This window comes from Streptomyces ureilyticus (assembly GCF_011045025.1).
GTDB classification, from domain to species: Bacteria; Actinomycetota; Actinomycetes; order Streptomycetales; family Streptomycetaceae; genus Streptomyces; species Streptomyces ureilyticus.
Map to the genome: position 1 here is coordinate 1 of NZ_JAAKZX010000058.1, position 18,463 is coordinate 18,463.

Consider the following 18,463-nt stretch of genomic DNA (forward strand, 5'->3'; position numbering starts at 1 on the left):
CCGGGCTGAGGCTTCGACGAGTCCGCGCTCGATGGCCTCCTTGTCCGCGTGCAGCCGGGCGACGCTGGACAGGTTGAGCGTGAGGTACAGGTCCAGCTCGTCGGGCAGGTCGTAGGCGGCGCCCGACGGCCCCGAGGACCACGTTGCCGCCGAAAGCGCCGCCGGTGAGAGCGAAGCGGCGGCTGAGCGCGGGGACATCGAGGACCGCGCTGCCGCCGGAAGCGCGAGCGATGGCGGGGACGCCGCGGGCAACCGAGGCGAGGCTGAGAGCAGCGCTGCCGCCGCCAATGCGAGTCGTGAGGGTGGCGCCGCGGCCGATCGCGGGGACGCTGAAGGAAGCGCGGGCGGTGAGGGCAGCGCGGCTGCCGGCAGCCAGGCCGCTGAAAGCGGCGCGGTGGCCGACAGTCAGGGTGCCACGGCCCGCAGTGAGGGGTCCTCGGGCGCGGAGGGAGAAGCCGACGGGGCCAGTGAACTGTCCGAAGCTGAGGCTGAGTTGGCTGCTCAGCGGGGGTTGCGGGAGCGGATTGAGCGGCGGAAGGCTGAAAAGAAGGGGGCCGTTGAGAGCGGGACGAAGTTGAGCGGGGCGGCGGCCGATCTGCTTGCGGCCGTGCGGGCGGTGGAGAGTGGCGAGAAGCCCGGGGGCAGCGTCTTCAGTGAGGCGGAGTCGGCGCCGCGCAGGGTCGCGCCCGAGCCGGTGCGGCGGCCGGGGCCCGTGACCTCGTCCGCCGCCGCACCGGTGCCGGCCGAGGCCGTCGACGCCGTACGGGCCGTACTGGGCGAAGGCAGTGCACCCGAAGCGCTCGCGCCGCAGGTCGCCGCGGCTCTCGGAGAGGGAGCGGACGGACAACTGCGCGAGGATCCCTGGCAGTTGCTGCGCGTGGCGGGGGTGCGGCCGGAGCAGGCGGACGGGTTCGCCCGGGCGCTGCTCGGCGCGGAGTGCGGGCCCGGCGACGAGCGAAGGGGCCGGGCAGTCACCGTATGGCTGCTGGAACAGGCGGCCCTCGTCGGGCACACCGCCCTGGAAGCCCCGGCGCTCAGCACGGCGCTCGCGCAGCGGGCCGTGCCGGATCCGGACGCCGCGGTGCAGAGCGCCATCGCGGAGGGGGACGCCCTGGTGTTCCAGGACGCGCTGGCCGAGCCTGGCGCACCCGTGGCGCCCAGCGCGCCCAGGCAGTCCGGCGACGAGGCGGAGGAGGGCGAGGAGAGCGAGCAGGAGCGGCCGGTACGCGTCCTCGTCGGCCTGGAGCGGTACGCACTCGCCGAGGAGAGCCTCGCCGACGGACTCGCGCGCGTGGTCAACTCGCTGCCCAAGGAGGACGGTTCGGCCGACGCCTGGGAGTCGGCCGCGACCGGCTCCGCCGCCGAACTCATCCGCGCCGTCGCGGGCCACGGCCTCGTGCTCCACACCGGCGGCGAGGCGTCCCGCGCTGAACCCGCGGCCCTGGTCGCCGCTGCCAGCGCGATGGGGCTGCGGGTGTGCGCGGCCACGCACAGCGTGGACGGACGGCAGCGGTTCGCGGCCCTGCTCGCGCGAGCCGAGCAGCGGGAGCCGGAAGCCGAGCCCCAGGAAACCGTAGCTACCGTCGCGGGTCTGCTGTCCGGGGCCGAAGGGCCGGGCCGGGACGCGGACGGCCTGCTGAGAACCGATCTCCTGGTCGTCCTCGACGCGCCCCAACTGGACGTGGAGAGCGCGGCGATGCTGGCCGAGTCGCTGCCCGATGGCGCGCGCTTCGTGCTGAGCGGTGACCCCGGCGTCCTGTGGTCGGTGGGGCCCGGGCGGGTCTTCGCCGATCTGCTTGCGGCCCGGGTGTGCCCGCAGGTCGCCTCGCGGACACCGGACCCCGGCCCCATCGGCGAGCTGGTCTCGGGCATCGGCGTAGGCGAGTTGAACCAGGTGGAGGCCCCCGGCAAGGAGGTCGTGATCGTCCCGGTGCGCGACGCCGGCGAGGCGGTGCACCGCACCGTGCAGCTGGTCGCGGACTCGGTGCCGCGGGCGTTCGGGATCCCGGCGGAGCAGGCCCAGGTGATCACGCCGGGTCATGGCGGCGCGGCGGGCACCCGGGTGTTGAACGCCGCGCTGAAGGAGCGGCTCAACCCGGGCCCGGGCCGCTTCGGCGGCTTCGACCCCGGCGACCGGATCGCCTACACGCCCGCTCCGGGCCGTACGGCGCCCGGTCACGTGGTGAAGGCCGACGCCGAAGGGCTGCATCTGGAGTGCGCGGGCACCCCCGTGGTCGTACCGAAGGAGCGGGTCGAGCAGTCCGTACGCCACGGCTGGGCGCTCACCGCGCACCAAGCGGTCGGCCGGCGCTGGCCCGCCGCGATCGTGGTCCTGCCCGGCGACGCCGCCCAGACCCTGACCAGACCCTGGATCTACACAGCCTTCAGCCGCGCCGAACGCCACCTCTCCGTGGTCCACGGCGTCGAACAGGCCCTGCCCCGCGCGGTGACGGACATCCCGGCCAAGCCCCGCACGACCCGCCTGCCCACCCTGCTCAAGGCGCAAGTCCCGACCGCAGGCTGATCCCACGGGCAGTGGCGGCCGCGGCGCTCGCAGTGCGCACGACCCGCGCGGTGGCGGAGGCCCCGGCCAAGCCCCGCCCGCCCGGCCTGCCCACCCCGCTCAAGGCGCAAGTCCCGACCGCAGGCTAATCCCACGGGCAGTGGCGGCCGCGGCGCTCGCAGTGCACACGACCCGAGCACCCGTGCGCCACCATCCGCAGTGCGCTCGGCGGCGTCGGCGGTCTCCGCATGACCCGCGCACCCGCGCGCGTCACCGAAGCGGTGACGTCGTGCGACTGGGCGAGCGCGAGCCGCTTCACCCGGCGGTTGACCTTGCCGAGACCGACTCCGACCACCCGTGCCGCCGACACCGCACGCGATACCGGCCGGGGCCCACCGCCCCGGGCCGACCGGGCGGCGAGCTGGCCGTCAGCCGGGCGCCCACGGTCCCCACCGCACCGGAACTCCTGCCCGAGTGGCCGAGCCGTGCCAGGGGTGCGCCCTCCTGACCCGCGCCTCAGCCACCAAACACCGGTGGCGGCCACAGGCCCAAGCCCGTGACCGCCACCCGTGCGAACCCTCCGCGCACCTGCTCAGCGATCCGCGTCCAGCGACTCCATGTCGTCGTCGTCCAAGCCTCCGCCGAGAGCCGGACCGCGGCCGTTCGCGCTGCTGCCGTCGAGGTCATCGAGGTCGTCGGGGCCGTCGTCGGGCTCCTCGTCGAAGACCGCGCTGACGTCGAAGCGGCAGACGATCCGCTGGGGATCCGTCCCCTCGAAGGGGGCGTCCAGCCATTCACCGGGGTCGGCCGGTTCGTCCGCGGCGGTGACCCACAGCGTGGAGTCGCCCTCCTCCAGGCCGAACTCCTTGTGCCGGGAAGCGATTTCGTCCGGCTCGAACTCTCCGAACAGCACGCCCAGCGCACCGTGCACCGTGCCGGACGCCGCGTCGAAGCCCACGGCCGCCGCTCCCGACTCCTCCACGGCCTCCACCCGCTGGGCCTGCGCCAGCAGACGCTGCGGCTCCGCGACGGCGTAGTCGCGGCGGATCAGCACGCTCAGCGCGTTCGGCTCCTCGGGCCCGGTGTACGGCGGCAGGGTGTCTTCCGTACCGGGGATCTCGAAGGGCGTGACCTCGTCATAGCGGTCATAGAGGAGCTCGTCGTACTCCTCGGCGGCCGAAGCCAACTCGTTGAACGCCTCGTAGACGGCCGGGTCGTCCTCACCCGACCTGCGCTCGACAGCCGCAAGGTGGCGGTCGAGCGCAGCCTTGATCGCCTCGGCGGCGGCGCGTACCTCGGCAGCGGTGGGCTGCGCAGCATCAGACATAGTGCAGACGCTATCCGTACCGGGCCTCTGCCCGCACAATAGATGCGATGCCGGAATACGAATTTGTCGACGTGTACGTGCCACGCGGGGTTTCCCGCAAGGAGGCGACGCGCCTGCTGACAGACCATGCGGAGTACGGACACTGGGAGTTGGACCGCCTCAGCCTGCACCCCGACGGCAGCCGCAGGGTGCGGTTGCGCCGGCGGATCATCCGCCAGGTGCGTGCCACGTGGTGACACGAAGTGGCTGAAACGGAGCGGGCCCCGCGGTCGCGGGGCCCGCTCCGTTTCGGCAGGTGGCCGGTGCCTTCCAGGCTTTGTTACCCGGGCCTTCCAGGCCTTGTCACGCCGCGGCCCGTGCCTTGCGGTAGAGCACGGCGCCCATCAGCAGCGCGCCCGCGCCCACCGGCAGCGCGAGGCCGATCGGCAGGTCGCTGCCGGTTGCCGCGAGCTGCGCGGAGCCCTTGGGCTGTGCGACGGCCTGGGTGTCCGGGTTGTTCGGCTTCGCGGCGCCCGCCTGTTCCTCGTCCGCGGACGGCGGCTGCTCCAGGTCGCCAGGAGGCGTCTGCTCTCCGTGACCGGGAGGCGGCGTCTTGTGATCACCCTCGGTGTTGGCGCAGTCGTTGCCCGAGGTTTCGTTGCCGATACCGCCGACGTTGACGCCGTTGCCGCAGACGTTGACCGGTACGTCCACCGGGACCTGCACGTGGTTGCCGGAGCCGATGCCGGATGAGTCGCCGGTGTGTCCGCCGGCCTGCGAGCCGCCACCGGAGGAGTTGTTGCCGCCGGAGGAGTTGCCGGAACCGCCGCCCTCGTTGGCGCAGCTGTTGCCGACCGCCGGGTTGAGCAGCCCGACCACGTTCACGGTGTTGCCGCAGACGTTCGCCTGCACGTCGATGGGGGCCTCGACGGAGTTCCCCGAGAGCACGCCCGGAGAGTCGGAAGCGGAGCCGTTTGCCGCCGAGTCGGCGTGTGCGTAGCCGCCGGTGACGGCCAGGACGCCGGTGGCTGCCGCCACGGTCATCAGGCCCTTGCGGGTGACCTGTCGCATAGCTTTTCCCTGCCTTGTTGCTTCAGGAATGCGCACGCGCCCAGTGCACGTACGCGGAATGCGGAAAGTCGGCGGCCCCGGAGCGCGTGGCGCGTACTCCGGGGCCGCGGACTCAGACCCCTATGGGGTTCAGACCCCTATGGGGTGAAGCGCAACGTCAGTCGTTGATGCAGATGTTGCCGAACGCCGGGTTCAGCAGCCCGACCACGGAGATCGTGTTGCCGCACACGTTCGAGTCCACATTGATCGGCGCCTGAACGACATTCCCCGAGAGCACGCCGGGCGAGTGCACGGCAGCACCGTGGGCGCCCGAGTCGGCAGCCGCAACTCCCGCACCAGCGAGAACGAGGCCACCAGTGGCAGCCGCAGCAGCGACGACCTTCTTGATCATTATTCCTCCTAGTTGGCAATGCGACCCTGGTCACGGGTCACATCACCTGTAACGAGGAGGGAGTAATAGGGCTACGAGCCTATGAGCGCATTCACCCTTCCCAGTCAACTCTGGACGCGCTGGCGATTATTGGAGTGTCGTTTCAGCGTGTTAATTCGGGACGTACCGAAGGACACGCCTCGTTGGGGACTCCTCGTTCAGGACGCCTCGATGAATCGGTCGAGTACCCGCACGCCGAACTTCAGGGCATCGACCGGCACCCGCTCGTCGACACCGTGGAACATGCCCGCGAAGTCCAGCTCCGGCGGCAGCTTCAGCGGGGCGAAGCCGAAGCAGCGGATGCCGAGGTCGTCGAAGGACTTGGCGTCGGTGCCGGCCGACAGCATGTAGGGCACGGCGCGCGCGATCGGGTCCTCGGCGGACAGCGCGGTCTGCATGGCGTCGACGATGGCCCCGTCGAAGGTGGTCTCCAGCGCCTTGTCGGCGTGCACGTCCTCCCGCTTCACCTTCGGACCGAGGATCCGGTCCAGATCGGCGAGGAACTCCTCTTCGTAGCCCGGCAGATAGCGGGCGTCGACATGTGCGGTGGCCTGGCCCGGAATCACGTTCACCTTGTAACCGGCGCCCAGCTGGGTCGGGTTGGCGGTGTTCTGCAGCGAGGCGCCGATGAGCTTGGCGATGCCGCCGAGCTTGGCGAGCGTCTCGTCCATGTTCTCCGGGTCGAGCTCGGTACCGAGGGCGTCGCCCAGCTCGTCGAGGAAGTGCCGCAGTGTCTTCGTCACGCGCACCGGGAACTTGTGCCGGCCGAGCCGCCCGACGGCTTCGGAGAGTTCGGTGATGGCGTTGTCCCGGTGGATCATCGAACCGTGTCCGGCGGTGCCGTCCACGGTCAGCTTCATCCAGTGCATGCCCTTCTGGGCGGTCTCGACGAGATACAGCCGCAGCTTCTCGTTGACGGTGAAGGAGAATCCGCCGACCTCGCCGATCCCCTCGGTCACGCCCTCGAAGAGGTCCGGGTGCTTGTTCACGAGGTGCTTCGCGCCGAACTTACCGCCGGCCTCCTCGTCGGCCAGGAAGGCCAGCACGAGGTCACGGGGCGGCTTGCGTCCGCCGCGCACCCGGTCGCGTACGACCGCGAGGGTCATCGCGTCCATGTCCTTCATGTCGACGGCGCCGCGACCCCACACACAGCCCTCCGCGATCTCTCCGGAGAACGGATGGTGGGTCCAGTCCGAGGCGTTGGCGGGTACGACGTCGGTGTGGCCGTGGATGAGCAGCCCGGGCCGCGATCGGTCCTCGCCCTCGATCCGTACGACCGTGGAGGCACGGCCCTTGTGCGACTCGAAGATCTGCGGTTCGAGCCCCACCTCGGCGAGCTTCTCGGCGACGTACTCGGCGGCCCTGCGCTCCCCCGGGCCCGAGTGGTCGCCGTAATTGCTGGTGTCGATCTGGATCAGCTCGCGGCAGAGGTCGACGACCTCGTCCTCACCGGTGATGCTCCTGGCCGTATCCGACTCACTCACGCTGCTGCCTCCCACGGTCACTGCTGCCTCTCCCCCTCATACTCCCTCTCCGTCCCGTCCGCCCCAAGGCCGGATCCGGGCTGTCACACGGGGTTCACACGCCGTGGCCTGTGATCGGGAGCCTTCGGAAGCCTGGTAATGTTTCCTCTGTCGCCGCGGGGCCATCCCCGCACGACCTACACCTTGTCCGGGTGGCGGAATGGCAGACGCGCTAGCTTGAGGTGCTAGTGCCCTTTATCGGGCGTGGGGGTTCAAGTCCCCCCTCGGACACTGAAGAAAAACCCAAATTGTGCGGGCCGAGCTGAGTCTCGGTCCGCACAAGCTGTTTTACGGGGGTGTGGGTGCGCCGGAGTGCCCCTGCTCCCGGGCGTCTCGCCCGGGAGCAGGGCGTGTCCGGAAGTCAGTCGGTGGCGTGCCGGCCGGCGCGTCGCTGGCGGGGCAGGACCGGCTTGGCAGGGGTGGTGAGCGTGAGCTGGCGGACGAACTGCTGGAAGGAGAGCAGGGCGGTCACCGGCGGAAGAGCCGCCACCGCCATCGCGATCGGCGCCCTGGGCGCGTGGGCGACACACAGGCACATCGCGACGGCGGAGAACAGCAGCACCACGGCCCAGGAGTGCGCGGCGCTGCGGCGGTGCAGCGCGGCGCGCAGGATGGACAACGAGGCCACCAGCCACGGCCCGTAGACCAGCAGCGGCCACCATGCGCCCAGCCCATGGGCCATCGGGGACGCCACCTCGCGCAGGGGGTCGTAGGCGACCAGCGCCCCGAGCACGCTCACCATCCCCACGATCACCGCGGTCAGTGCCGCGATGGACAGGCTCAGCACCTTCAGCCACGGCCTCTGGAACCAACGGGCGCACCGCACCAGCCTGTTGGGCCGCCGGCGCGCACCGCGCTTGCGCGCGACGGGGGGCGCCGCGGAGACGGGTACCTCGGGAGCACCGGTCTGGAGCAGCCGGGTCAGGTCCTGGTCGAAGTCCCACTCGGTGCGCAGGCCTTCGGGGACCGTGGGGTCGAGCACGTCCGCCCCGAAGGAGCCCAGGTGATATCCAGTGCTGTCCAACCCGTGCTCGGGCTGGGGCCAGTAACCGCTCATGCCGTCACCGTGCCCTGTGGGCTCATCGTCGCCATGCACTCCCCAACGAGGGGAAAATTAGCTGGATACGCCCAATTTAAAAGCAATGTACCCATATTGATGCGCTTAATGATCGTCAGATCTCCGCCCACGGCCGATGTGTGGGCGATCTCTCGCCCGAGGGGAAGATCGCGAGGTCACGACGCATGGGCACCTTCGATGGGCTGCTCCGAACGGACCTCTCACATGGCTTGTCGTAGGGGGCGAGTCCAGAGTCGTACTAGGATTTCCGGTTTGTTACGGAGCTGGAGCCGGACAACCCCAGGCAGACCTGCGGGCCCGCCAGCGCCCCGGAGGTTTCCGGGAACGAGAGGCGAGGTCGCGATGACAGCCATACACGAGAGCAGTGCTCTCGGTGTGCTCGACGCAGAGATCCGCGAACAGTTCGGCGATACGGCACGTTTCTCCGCGGGTCCGGCGGCCTCTCCCCGCTCCCTTGTCGACATCTTCGAGGCCTCCGTCCGCTCGTATCCGGACGAACTCGCCCTGGACGACGGGACTCGCCCGCTCACGTACCGGGCGCTGGCCGTCGAGGTCGAGAACCTGCGGCGACGCCTGAGCACCGCCGGGGTCGGCCTCGGCGACCGCGTCGGCGTACGTGTCCCCTCCGGGACCAATGACCTGTACGTCGCCATCCTCGCCGTACTGGCCGCCGGCGCCGCCTACGTTCCCGTGGACGCCGAAGACCCCGATGAGCGAGCCGAGTTGGTGTTCGGCGAAGCCGGAGTGCGGGCGGTCGTCGGAGCCGGGCACGAGCTGACCGTCGGGGAGAAGAGCGAGACGCCCGCCGCGCGGCCCGGTATCGAGCACGACGCCTGGATCATCTTCACCTCCGGCTCGACGGGGAAGCCCAAGGGCGTCGCCGTCAGTCACCGCAGCGCCGCCGCCTTCGTGGACGCCGAGGCCAGGCTGTTCCTCACCGAGGAGTCGATCGGGCCCGGCGACCGGGTCATGGCCGGGCTGTCCGTCGCCTTCGACGCCTCCTGTGAGGAGATGTGGCTGGCCTGGCGGTACGGGGCCTGCCTGGTGCCTGTGCCGCGTTCCCAGGTGCGCAGCGGTGCGGATCTCGGGCCCTGGCTGGTGGAGCAGGAGATCACCGTGGTGTCCACGGTGCCGACGCTGGCCGCCCTGTGGGAGCCGGAGGCCCTCAACGACGTACGGCTGCTGATCTTCGGCGGCGAGGCCTGCCCGCCCGAGCTGGTCCAGCGGCTCGTGACCGAGGGACGCGAGGTCTGGAACACGTACGGGCCGACCGAGGCCACCGTCGTCGCCTGCGCCTCGCTGATGAGCGGCGAGGAGCCGATCCGGATCGGGCTGCCGCTGAACGGCTGGGAGCTGGCCGTCGTCGACGAGGCCGGGGAGCCCGTGCCGATGGGCGGCAGCGGTGAGCTGGTGATCGGCGGGGTGGGGCTTGCCCGCTACCTCGACCACGAGAAGGACGCCGAGAAGTACGCCCCGCTGGAGTCGCTTGGCTGGAAGCGTGCGTACCGCAGTGGTGACCTGGTCAAGGCCGAGCCGGACGGGCTGGTCTTCCTCGGGCGGGCCGATGAGCAGATCAAGCTCGGCGGGCGGCGGATCGAGCTGGGCGAGGTCGACGCCGCGCTCCAGGCGCTGCCCGGCGTCCAGGGCGCCGCTGCCGCCGTGCGGACCGCGCGCAGCGGCAACCAGCTGCTCGTCGGCTATGTCGTGACGCAGGACGGCTGGGACCACGCGACGGCCGTCGAGAAGCTGCGTGCCGAACTGCCCGCCGCCCTGGTCCCGCTGCTCGCGCCCGTCGACGAGCTGCCGACGCGTACGTCCGGCAAGGTCGACCGGAACGCGCTGCCGTGGCCGCTCGCAGGCCTGGAGACCGGTGGTCCCGCCGAGCAGCTGTACGGCACCGAGGCCTGGCTCGCCGAGCAGTGGAGCGAGGTGCTCGGCATCCCGGTGGGCAGCGCACGCGACGACTTCTTCGCCATCGGCGGCAGCAGCCTGGCCGCCGCCCAGCTCACCACCAAGCTTCGTACGCGCTACCCCAGCGCCGCGGTGGTCGACCTCTATCAGCACCCCGTGTTGCGCAAGCTGGCCCGGCATCTGGAGAAGTCCGCGCAGGGCGACGGCGCCGCGCGCGAGATCGCACCGGTGCCGCTGCGGGCCAAGGTGGCCCAACTGCTGCTGCTCGTCCCGCTGTTCACGCTCCTCGGGCTGCGCTGGACGGTGGCGCTGGCCGCGCTCGGGAACGTACTGCACTGGTTCGGCCCGTATCCGTGGGCGCCTCAGACTTCATGGTGGGCCGTCGCTGCCGGGGCGGCGCTGCTCTTCAGTCCGGCGGGGCGGCTCGCGATCGCCGCGGGCGGTGCGCGGCTGCTGCTGCGCGGAGTGAAGCCCGGCCGCTATCCCCGCGGCGGGAGCGTGCATCTGCGGCTGTGGACGGCTGAGCGGCTCGCTGAGTTCAGCGGTGCGACCTCGCTGACCGGGTCCTGGCTGGAGCGGTACGCGCGGGCGCTCGGCGCCAAGGTCGGCCCCGATGTGGACCTGCACTCGCTGCCGCCGGTGACCGGCATGCTCAAGCTCGGCCGCGGTGCCGCCGTCGAGTCGGAGGTGGACCTGTCCGGGCACTGGCTGGACGGCGACCGCCTGGAGATCGGCACCGTCAAGGTGGGCGCCGGCGCGGTGGTCGGCACCCGCGGCATGCTCTTTCCCGGCGCCCGCGTCGGCAAGCGGGCCGAAGTGGCACCCGGCTCCGCCGTCTCGGGGCACATCCCCACCGGTCAGCGCTGGGCGGGCGCTCCCGCCGTCAAGCTCGGCAAGGCGAAGCGGGACTGGCCCAAGGAGCGCCCGCAGAAGGGGACGTACTGGCGCGTGATGTACGGCGCGACCGGTCTGGCCCTGAACGCCCTGCCGCTGGTCGCGGGCCTTGCCGCCCTCCTCGTGGCGAGCCTCTTCGTCTCGCCGGACGCCGGACTCGGCGGGGCCCTGCGGGGCGCCGCGCTCGCGCTGGTGCCGGCGACGCTGACCTTCGGTTTCACGTACGCGCTGCTCCTGTTGATCTCCGTACGGCTGCTCAGTCTGGGCCTGCGCCCGGGCACGCACCCCACGCACAGCCGGATCGGCTGGAAGGCCTGGACGGTCACGCAGCTGATGGACCGCTCGCGCGAGACGCTGTTCCCGGTGTACGCCGGGCTGGTCACGCCGGTGTGGCTGCGGCTGCTCGGGATGAAGATCGGGCGGGGCGCAGAGGTGTCTACGGTCCTCGCGCTGCCCAGCCTCACGACGGTCGGCGAGGGCGCGTTCCTCGCCGATGACACGCTGACCGCTCCGTACGTGCTCGGGGGCGGCTGGATGCGGATCGGGCGGGCGGAGATCGGCCGCCGGGCCTTCCTGGGGAACTCCGGGATGACCGCGCCGGGCCGCTCCGTACCGGACGGCGGCCTGGTCGGCGTACTGTCCGCGACGCCGAAGAAGGCGAAGAAGGGCAGCTCGTATCTGGGTCTGCCGCCGGTGAAGCTGCCGCGGGCGACGAGTGACGGCGATCAGAGCCGTACGTACGACCCGCCCAAGCGGCTGCTGTGGGCGCGCGGTCTGGTCGAGCTGTGCCGGATCGTCCCGGTGTTCTGCTCGGCCGCGCTGGCTGTGCTGACGGTGGCCGCGCTGAGCGTGCTGGGGGCATGGGCCTGGGCTCTCGCAGGTGTGGTGCTGCTGGCTGCCGGTGCGGCAGCCGCGGTGCTGTCGATCGTCGCGAAGTGGCTGCTCGTGGGCCGGCACCGGACCGGTGAGCACCCGCTGTGGAGCGGCTTCGTGTGGCGCAACGAGCTGGCCGACACCTTCGTCGAGGTGGTGGCCGTGCCCTGGCTGGCCGGTTCCGTGCCCGGTACGCCGCTGATGTCGCTGTGGCTGCGCGGGCTCGGCGCCCGAATCGGCAAGGGCGTCTGGGTCGAGAGCTACTGGCTGCCGGAGACGGACCTGGTGACGCTGGAGGACGCCGCCACCGTGAACCGTGGCTGTGTGCTGCAGACCCACCTCTTCCACGACCGGATCTTGCGGACGGATACTGTGGTCCTCCGTGAGGGCGCCACCCTGGGCCCGGGCGGAATCGTCCTGCCCGGCAGCACCGTCGGGGCGCGCAGCACACTGGGACCCGCATCCCTCGTCATGGCGGCGGAATCCGTTCCCGACGACACCCGTTGGCTGGGCAACCCGATCGAAGCATGGCGTCCCTAGGCGCAGCCCGTACGGCGCCCAGGGAGGTGGCACCGGCACGTCGTACGAGCACAGGGCAGGGAGCGGACACAGCAGTGGTTCAGCGGACAGTGGGAGCGGACCCGTACTTCCCGGCGAACGGGGATGCCCGCTACCGGGTGCACCGGTACGAACTCGCCGTGGACTACCGTCCCGGACCCAACCGGCTGTCCGGCACCGCCCGGCTCAACGCCATAGCGGGCCGGGCACCGCTCGCCGAGTTCCTGCTGAACCTCGCCGACTTCAAGGTCGGCCGGGTACGGGTCGACGGCCGGGCACCGCACTACACGCACCGGGGCGGCCGGCTCCGCATCCGCCCGGCGAAGCCGATCCGGGCCGGGGCCGCCTTCACGGTGGAGGTGCACTGGTCGGGCAACCCCAAGCCGGTACGAAGCCCTTGGGGCGGGCTCGGCTGGGAGGAGCTGGAGGACGGGGCTCTGGTGGCCAGCCAGCCGGTCGGGGCGCCGTCCTGGTACCCGTGCAACGACCGGCCCGCCGACAAGGCCTCGTACCAGCTGTCGATCACCACGCCGTCCGCGTACTCGGTCGTGGCCGGTGGCCGGCTGCTGACCCGGACGACGAAGGCCTCGACGACCACCTGGGTCTACGAGCAGTCGGCGCCGACGTCCAGCTACCTGGTCGGGCTGTCCATCGGCACGTACCAGACGGTGCTGCTCGGCGATCCCGGCCTCGGTGGTGTGCCGCAGGCAGGGCACATCCCGGCGCATCTGCTTACCTCGTTCTCCCGGGACTTCGCGCGGCAGCCCGCGATGATGGAACTGTTCGAGGAGGTCTTCGGCCCGTATCCGTTCGGTGAGTACGCGGTCGTCGTCACCGAGGAGGAGCTGGACGTCCCGGTGGAGGCGCAGGGGCTGTCCCTGTTCGGCGCCAACCACGTGGACGGGGCGCGGGGTTCTGAGCGCCTCATCGCGCACGAGCTGGCGCACCAGTGGTTCGGCAACAGTGTGAGCATCGCCGACTGGCGGCACATCTGGCTGAACGAAGGGTTCGCGAAGTACGCGGAGTGGCTGTGGTCGGAGCGGTCGGGCGGGCGCAGTGCGCAGGCGCTGGCCGCTTTGGCGCACCGGAAGCTGGCGGGGTTGCCGCAGGATCTCCAACTCGCGGACCCGGGGCGCAAGTTGATGTTCGACGATCGGCTCTACGAGCGGGGTGGGCTCGTGCTGCACGCTGTGCGCTGCGCGCTGGGCGACGAGTCCTTCTTCCGGATGCTGCGGGCTTGGGCTGCGCTGCATCGGGGTGGCGCGGTGACGACGGAGTCGTTCACGCGGCACGTCGCGCGGTATGCGTCCGATTCGCTGGACGACCTGTTCACGGCGTGGCTGCACGAGACGGCGCTGCCGCCGCTGCCGTCCGCGTCCGGGGCGGTGATTCCGGCTCGGCCGCCGTATCCGCCCACCAATATCTGAGCAGCCGTACGAAAGCTGCGGGCCGTCTGTGGCTGGTCGCGCCCCTGACCGGCCGCGGCCGGTCAGGGGCGCGACCTCTCAGCCGTCTGACGCGGGCACCCTCAGCTTGTCCCAGCTCACCTTGCCCGGGATGCCGTCCGCGTCCTTGCCCTTGAAGCGGAGCTTCTCCTGCCAGGCTGCGTAGGATCTGCGGTCGGCCTCGGTCCAGTTGGGGCCGGGGCCCTTCTCGTAGCGGCCGCAGCCCTCGGCGACCAGGCGGTGGCCCATGGCCGTGATGATCGGGGACTTCTGGCCGATGTGGAAGAAGCCGGCGCCCGGGAACGGCTCGTACGACGGCTTGGGATCGGGCTTCGGCTCGGGGGCGGGGTCCTTCCCGCCGCCGCCCTTGCCGCCCAGCCGCGCGCGGATGCGCTTGCGCATGCCGTCCATCGTGAAGCCGCGCGGGTCCTGCTTGCCCGGCTGCCACTCCTTGTGGCCGATGACGGAGCGCTCGGACCAGCCGTGGGCGCGGCAGATCGCGGCCGCGACCTTCTCGATGGCCTCCTTCTGCGCCTCGGGCCAGGGGTCCTTGCCGTTGCCGAGGTTGATGCACTCGAAGCCGTAGAAGTGACGGTTGCCGTCGGTGTCGGCCTCGTTGTCCGGCGGGAGCTTCGTCTCGTTGATCACGGCGCGCAGGACGTCGCCGTCACCGACGCCGGCGTGGTTGGCGCGGCCGTTGCCCACCAGGTGGACATGGCCCTTCTTGTCGATGACGCCATGGCACAGCGGGCCGGGCAGGTTCGAGTGGCCCTCGTAGCAGAGGTCCACCGAGGACTTGGTGCCGGAGGTGACGGTGTGGTGGATCATCACGCCGTTGATCGGACCCCAGGGGCCCTTGGAATTGCGGTTGTGGCGGCGCCAGTTCCGTACCTCGTGGACCGTCAGGCCCTCCGCCCGCAGGATCTCCACCATCTTGGACGCGGACAGTGGCTTGGCCATCAGTTGTCTCCCTCCACGGCGTCCTCCGCCTCGGCTGTGGTCTGCGACCTGCTGCCCGAGGACTCTGCCGCGGCCTCCTCCTCGCGCGCCCGTGCCTCCGCCGCGAGCGTCGCTTCGTCCGCCGCCGGAATGCTGCTGGCGAGGGGACCGAAGGCGAGGCGCAGGTCCACGGCCCCGGACTCGCCCTTCACCAGGGCGAGGGGCGCGAAGTGGCGGGCGATGCCGGCCGGGGCCTGAAGCAGGGGCTTGCGGGCCGCGTCCACCGGCCATTCGACGCTGCCGGTGGCGGTGCGGGCGGGGACGATCCAGTGGTCGCCGGTGCGGTACGTGCCGCCCTTGGCGAAGTAGACCTCGACGCCGTCCTCCAGGGGCAGCCACTCCCCCTCCGTGACGGGAACGGCTCCGCCCCGCGGCGACGTCGTACGCCCCTTGCGCTTCGGGCCGTCGTGGTGGTCCCAGCGCCGCAGGAACGGGTGCAGATGGGCCAGCCGTCCGACGCTCTGCTCCGGCTCGGCGGACAGGCGTACGCGGCGGCCCGGCAGGTCCAGTTCCTCGACCCTCAGCAGCGGCAGGGGTTCGAGTCGGGAGGCGTACGCGGTGTCGGTGAATTCCACGCGGTCGCCGACGTCCAGGTCCAGTTTGTCGTCGTGGCCGAGGGACGCCAACTGCACCCAGGTGCCGTCGAGTTCGTCGACGGGGAAGACCACGGAGCCGTTCTCACGGGACCACTTGAACGTGGCGTCGCCGGCCTCGCCGCCCTCGTGGACCTCGACGCGGTACAGCTGGTTCTCCGGCCCGCGGTAACGGGCGTCGGGCTTGACCAGGCACGGGTCCTCGTCCGCGTGGTCGGGCCGTTCGCTGCGGGCGGCGAGCCGGGCCGAGGGGGCGGCTTCGCGCAGCGCCCACTTGTCGAAGGCGGCGCGGACGACCTCCTTCGACGGCTCGGCGTCCTCGATGCCCAACTCGGTGAGGGAGAGCGGCAGGACCTGCCAGACGACCTTCACGCGGGCGGCGGTGTCCGGCATCGCCGCGCCGAGCGCGACCTCGCGCAGCGTCGGGTCCTCGGCCGCGCTGACCGAGCGCTCCCAGACCTTCAGGTAGACGAGGAAGGGGTTCTGCGCGGGCGACGGCAGCCGGTCGCCGGGCTTCTCCGGGTCGCGGTGGCCGTCGGGCTGGTCCCAGTAGGTCCAGTACTCGGGCGGCTGCGCGGCCGAGGAGTCCTGCTCCCCGGAATCCTCTGTGTTTTCGTCCGGTACGGGCGTGCCGGGAGCCGGGCGGTACGCGTCGCACAGGATGCCGTCGACGTAGTAGCGGCCGCCGTGGATGTGCAGGGTGTCGATGTCGTGCTTGCCGCCGACGTACTCGATCCGGAAGCCGGCGTACTTGCGTGGCCCGCCGTGCTGCCCGATCAGGTCGGCGGCGACGGTGCGGGCCTGGTGCAGCTGGATGGCGGTCTGCTCGTTGGCGTCCGCGTCGAGCTGGACACGGCCCTGCTGGGCTATGACCGCGGAGTAGTGCCGCTCCGGGCGGAACGTGAGGCGGGAGAGATCTGCGTGCATGAAGGGGGTCCCCCTGGTTCGGAGAAGTGCGGGTTCACAAAGTCGTTGTCGGCGCGCGTCACGAAGGCCAGTACGAAGCCTCTGATCACGAGGCTCAGATCACGAGGCTCAGGTCACGAAGAAGATCCCCGCATCCGTGCCTGCGGGCGTGTACTCCTCGAGCCGCGCCCGCAGGCTGTCCTCGCGCTGCGGCCGGTACAGGTCGTGGAAGGCGCCCATCTCGGCCCCGTCGTCCGCGCCGCGCCGGATCTCATCGGCGATGGGGGTCCCCCCGCTCGAGCGAAGCCGAGAGTGGGGGACGTCCGCCAACTGCCCGTACCAGGGCGTCCCGTAGCGCTGGGACGTGAAGAGCGGCCGTACGCGGGAGGCTTGCGCGGGGCCGGCCAGATCCGGCTGGCAGCGGTACCGGCGCGGCGTACGGGACCCGGCGGGGACGTAACTGAAACGCAGGCAGCCGATACCGCGCCGGACCACATGCAGCTTCCCCGTGAAGACCGAGTTCTCCGCGATGCGCACCGCGTGCGTGTGGACCTCGCCGATGACGGTCGTCCGGTGCAGGTGCAGGACGGCGTGGGCGTGCCGGCAGTCGGGCGCGGAGAGTGCCTCGCGGTCGTCGGCGGTGGCGTCCACGATGCTGTCGCGGAGGTGGATGTCGAGGGGTTCTTCGGAGACCTCGTCGCCGATGACCTCGATGGTGCCGAGGATGCTGTGCTCGATCTGGAGGCACGCGGTGGTGCGTTCCAGGACGAAGCTCGGCTCCTCCGGCGAGTGCGGGTCGCATTCGGGCTCCAGCGACCAGCCGGGTACGAGGGTGCAGTGGCGGACGACGACGGCGCCCATCGGGCCGGTGACGTTGATGCCCCGGCCGGCGACGAGCAGCCCGTCGAGCACGATCCGCGGGCGCTCGGCAGGGGGGCAGTCCTCTGACACGGCACGGATGTTGAGGGCGTCGGGGCGGTTGCTGTACCAGTCGAGCAGCCGGATCACCGGTCGCGTGCCCTCGGCCGCGCGCAGTTCGAGCCGGTCGCCCGGGTCGAGGTCGAAGTCCAGTTGCTCCTGGTAGGCGCCGCTGTGCGTGATCTCGATGATGCCCTCGGGTCCGCAGCGGCCGGCCCGTCGGTCGTTCCGCCACTCCCGGTACGCGTCCATGATGCGCTGGTACGTCTCACCGGGGCCGACCCGGTAGACCTCGGCGTCCGGGCGGGGCTCGCGGTCCCGTTCGTACTCGCCGCCGCCCATGTCGGTGCCGAACGCGTAGTGGTAGTCGACCCACACGCCCTGCCGGGGCGCGGACCGCGAGCCGAACGCGATGCGACCGAGTTCCGGATCGACCGCGACCTGACCGCGCTTGGGCCGGTACCGCCACTCCGACAGATCGGCGACCACGATGTCGGAGAGCGGTACGGGCCGGTCCTCGCCGTCACGCCGGATCACGAGGCTCTTGCCGGGGCCGTAGTAGTCGGCGAGGCGGTCGTGGAGCTGGTGGCGGCGGATGAAGGCCGGGACGTTGTCGATCGTGGCGATGTGTGTGGGTGACGGCTCCGGGACGGGCTTCGTCACCAGCGGTGTGTCGTTGCCGAGGATCGAGAAGGTGTAGAGGTTGCGGGCGCGGTCGATGCAGTACGCCGGCGTGGACGTCAGCGAGTACGCCTTCAGCCGCCATACGAAGAGTCCGACACCGGCCGGGCTCCAACCTCCCTGCCGGTGACGGGAGTCGGCCCTGCGTACGTCCACCGAGCGGGCCACCGCGCCGAAGGGGCCGCCCGCCAGGTCGAGCGCGGAGCCGTCCCGGAGGTCGGCGAGACGGCCGCGGCTCCCGCGATGGGCGCCTCCGTCGCCGTACAGCTTCACGGGCTGGTGGTGGGAGACGTGGCGGGACAGCTCGACGGCTCGCGCGGGCCAGCCCGCCACGTCCTCCGAGAGTTCCTCCAGCAGGTGGAGGGTGCCCTTGCGGCGGCGGTTGGCGACGGTCGCGGCGACGTCGCGACGCGGTGCGACGGCCTCCGCGAGTTCGGCCGAACTGCCGTCGCGCAGGGCGGTGGTCAGCACGCTCCCCCAGCCTCCGGCCGGGGGTACCCCCATCTCGCTTCGCTCGTAGCCCGGCAGCGTGCGATAGCCCACCAGGTCGCCGAGGTACGGCAGCACCCAGGGGGCCGCCGTCTCGACGAACAGGTCGTCGTAGCCCTGCTCGACTCCGCTGCGTACGCGGTCGATCTGCTCGGCCATGACCGCGAGCAGGGCGCGCAGTGCTTCCCCTTCTTGCGCGTCGCGCAGCCGGTGCCACTGCGGGAGCAGCTCGGCGAGTCCGTCCGGTTCCCTGGACATCACACAGCCTCCGTCTCGAACTCGATG

Annotated in this window: 12 protein-coding genes, 1 tRNA gene and 1 pseudogene; 5 read left to right on the forward strand and 9 right to left on the reverse strand. The window is 71.4% G+C overall.

The window, feature by feature from the left end; all coding sequences use genetic code 11:
- Window positions 1-198: pseudogene (locus G6048_RS48735) on the reverse strand (hypothetical protein); the annotation flags it as partial.
- Between G6048_RS48735 and G6048_RS19650 the strand changes: the two are divergent.
- A complete protein-coding gene (locus G6048_RS19650) occupies window positions 197-2,524 on the forward strand; it encodes an ATP-binding domain-containing protein (RefSeq protein WP_165340896.1) in 2,328 nt (775 codons plus the stop codon). The pseudogene G6048_RS48735 and the gene G6048_RS19650 overlap by 2 nt on opposite strands.
- Before the next feature lie 571 nt (window positions 2,525-3,095).
- On the opposite strand, the gene G6048_RS19655 is transcribed toward G6048_RS19650, so the two are convergent.
- The gene (locus G6048_RS19655) at window positions 3,096-3,830 is read right to left on the reverse strand and encodes a hypothetical protein (RefSeq protein WP_165340866.1); all 735 of its coding nucleotides are present in this window, start codon (window positions 3,828-3,830) and stop codon (window positions 3,096-3,098) included.
- Between the two features lie 47 nt (window positions 3,831-3,877).
- Here G6048_RS19655 and G6048_RS19660 point away from each other — a divergent pair, with 47 nt between their 5' ends.
- Window positions 3,878-4,066, forward strand: a complete 189-nt coding sequence (locus G6048_RS19660; protein WP_165340867.1) for a DUF5703 family protein — start codon at window positions 3,878-3,880, stop codon at window positions 4,064-4,066.
- A gap of 106 nt (window positions 4,067-4,172) precedes the next feature.
- Here the strand turns inward: G6048_RS19660 and G6048_RS19665 are convergent, their stop codons facing one another.
- The 3 genes from G6048_RS19665 to G6048_RS19675 all read right to left on the reverse strand — a co-directional run bounded on the left by G6048_RS19665 (window position 4,173) and on the right by G6048_RS19675 (window position 6,794).
- A complete protein-coding gene (locus tag G6048_RS19665) occupies window positions 4,173-4,880 on the reverse strand; it encodes a chaplin (protein ID WP_165340868.1) in 708 nt (235 codons plus the stop codon).
- Between the two features lie 157 nt (window positions 4,881-5,037).
- On the reverse strand, window positions 5,038-5,271 hold the full coding sequence (chpH, locus tag G6048_RS19670; protein ID WP_165340869.1) for a chaplin ChpH: 234 nt from the start codon (window positions 5,269-5,271) through the stop codon (window positions 5,038-5,040).
- Between the two features lie 197 nt (window positions 5,272-5,468).
- A complete protein-coding gene (locus tag G6048_RS19675; RefSeq protein WP_165340870.1) occupies window positions 5,469-6,794 on the reverse strand; it encodes a M20/M25/M40 family metallo-hydrolase in 1,326 nt (441 codons plus the stop codon).
- Window positions 6,795-6,979: 185 nt separating this feature from the next.
- Here G6048_RS19675 and G6048_RS19680 point away from each other — a divergent pair.
- Window positions 6,980-7,064 (forward strand) — tRNA-Leu (locus G6048_RS19680).
- A 130-nt stretch (window positions 7,065-7,194) separates the two neighbouring features.
- On the opposite strand, the gene G6048_RS19685 is transcribed toward G6048_RS19680, so the two are convergent.
- Window positions 7,195-7,890, reverse strand: coding sequence for a DUF2637 domain-containing protein (locus G6048_RS19685; protein ID WP_165340871.1), 696 nt, complete (start codon window positions 7,888-7,890; stop codon window positions 7,195-7,197).
- A 363-nt stretch (window positions 7,891-8,253) separates the two neighbouring features.
- Here G6048_RS19685 and G6048_RS19690 point away from each other — a divergent pair, with 363 nt between their 5' ends.
- Window positions 8,254-12,129, forward strand: coding sequence for a Pls/PosA family non-ribosomal peptide synthetase (locus tag G6048_RS19690; RefSeq protein ID WP_165340872.1), 3,876 nt, complete (start codon window positions 8,254-8,256; stop codon window positions 12,127-12,129).
- Between the two features lie 89 nt (window positions 12,130-12,218).
- Window positions 12,219-13,574 carry a M1 family metallopeptidase gene (locus G6048_RS19695; protein WP_328826424.1) on the forward strand — a complete coding sequence of 452 codons (1,356 nt, stop codon included), beginning with the start codon at window positions 12,219-12,221 and terminating at the stop codon, window positions 13,572-13,574.
- A 78-nt stretch (window positions 13,575-13,652) separates the two neighbouring features.
- On the opposite strand, the gene G6048_RS19700 is transcribed toward G6048_RS19695, so the two are convergent.
- The 3 genes from G6048_RS19700 to G6048_RS19710 form a co-directional block, all read right to left on the reverse strand.
- Window positions 13,653-14,552, reverse strand: a complete 900-nt coding sequence (locus G6048_RS19700; protein WP_165340874.1) for a peptidoglycan-binding protein — start codon at window positions 14,550-14,552, stop codon at window positions 13,653-13,655.
- On the reverse strand, window positions 14,552-16,111 hold the full coding sequence (locus G6048_RS19705) for a DUF6519 domain-containing protein (protein ID WP_165340875.1): 1,560 nt from the start codon (window positions 16,109-16,111) through the stop codon (window positions 14,552-14,554). The genes G6048_RS19700 and G6048_RS19705 overlap by 1 nt, the downstream gene beginning before the upstream one ends.
- A gap of 108 nt (window positions 16,112-16,219) precedes the next feature.
- Window positions 16,220-18,436 (reverse strand): hypothetical protein, encoded by a 2,217-nt coding sequence (locus tag G6048_RS19710; protein ID WP_165340876.1) that lies wholly within the window; start codon window positions 18,434-18,436, stop codon window positions 16,220-16,222.
- Window positions 18,437-18,463: the final 27 nt, after the last annotated feature.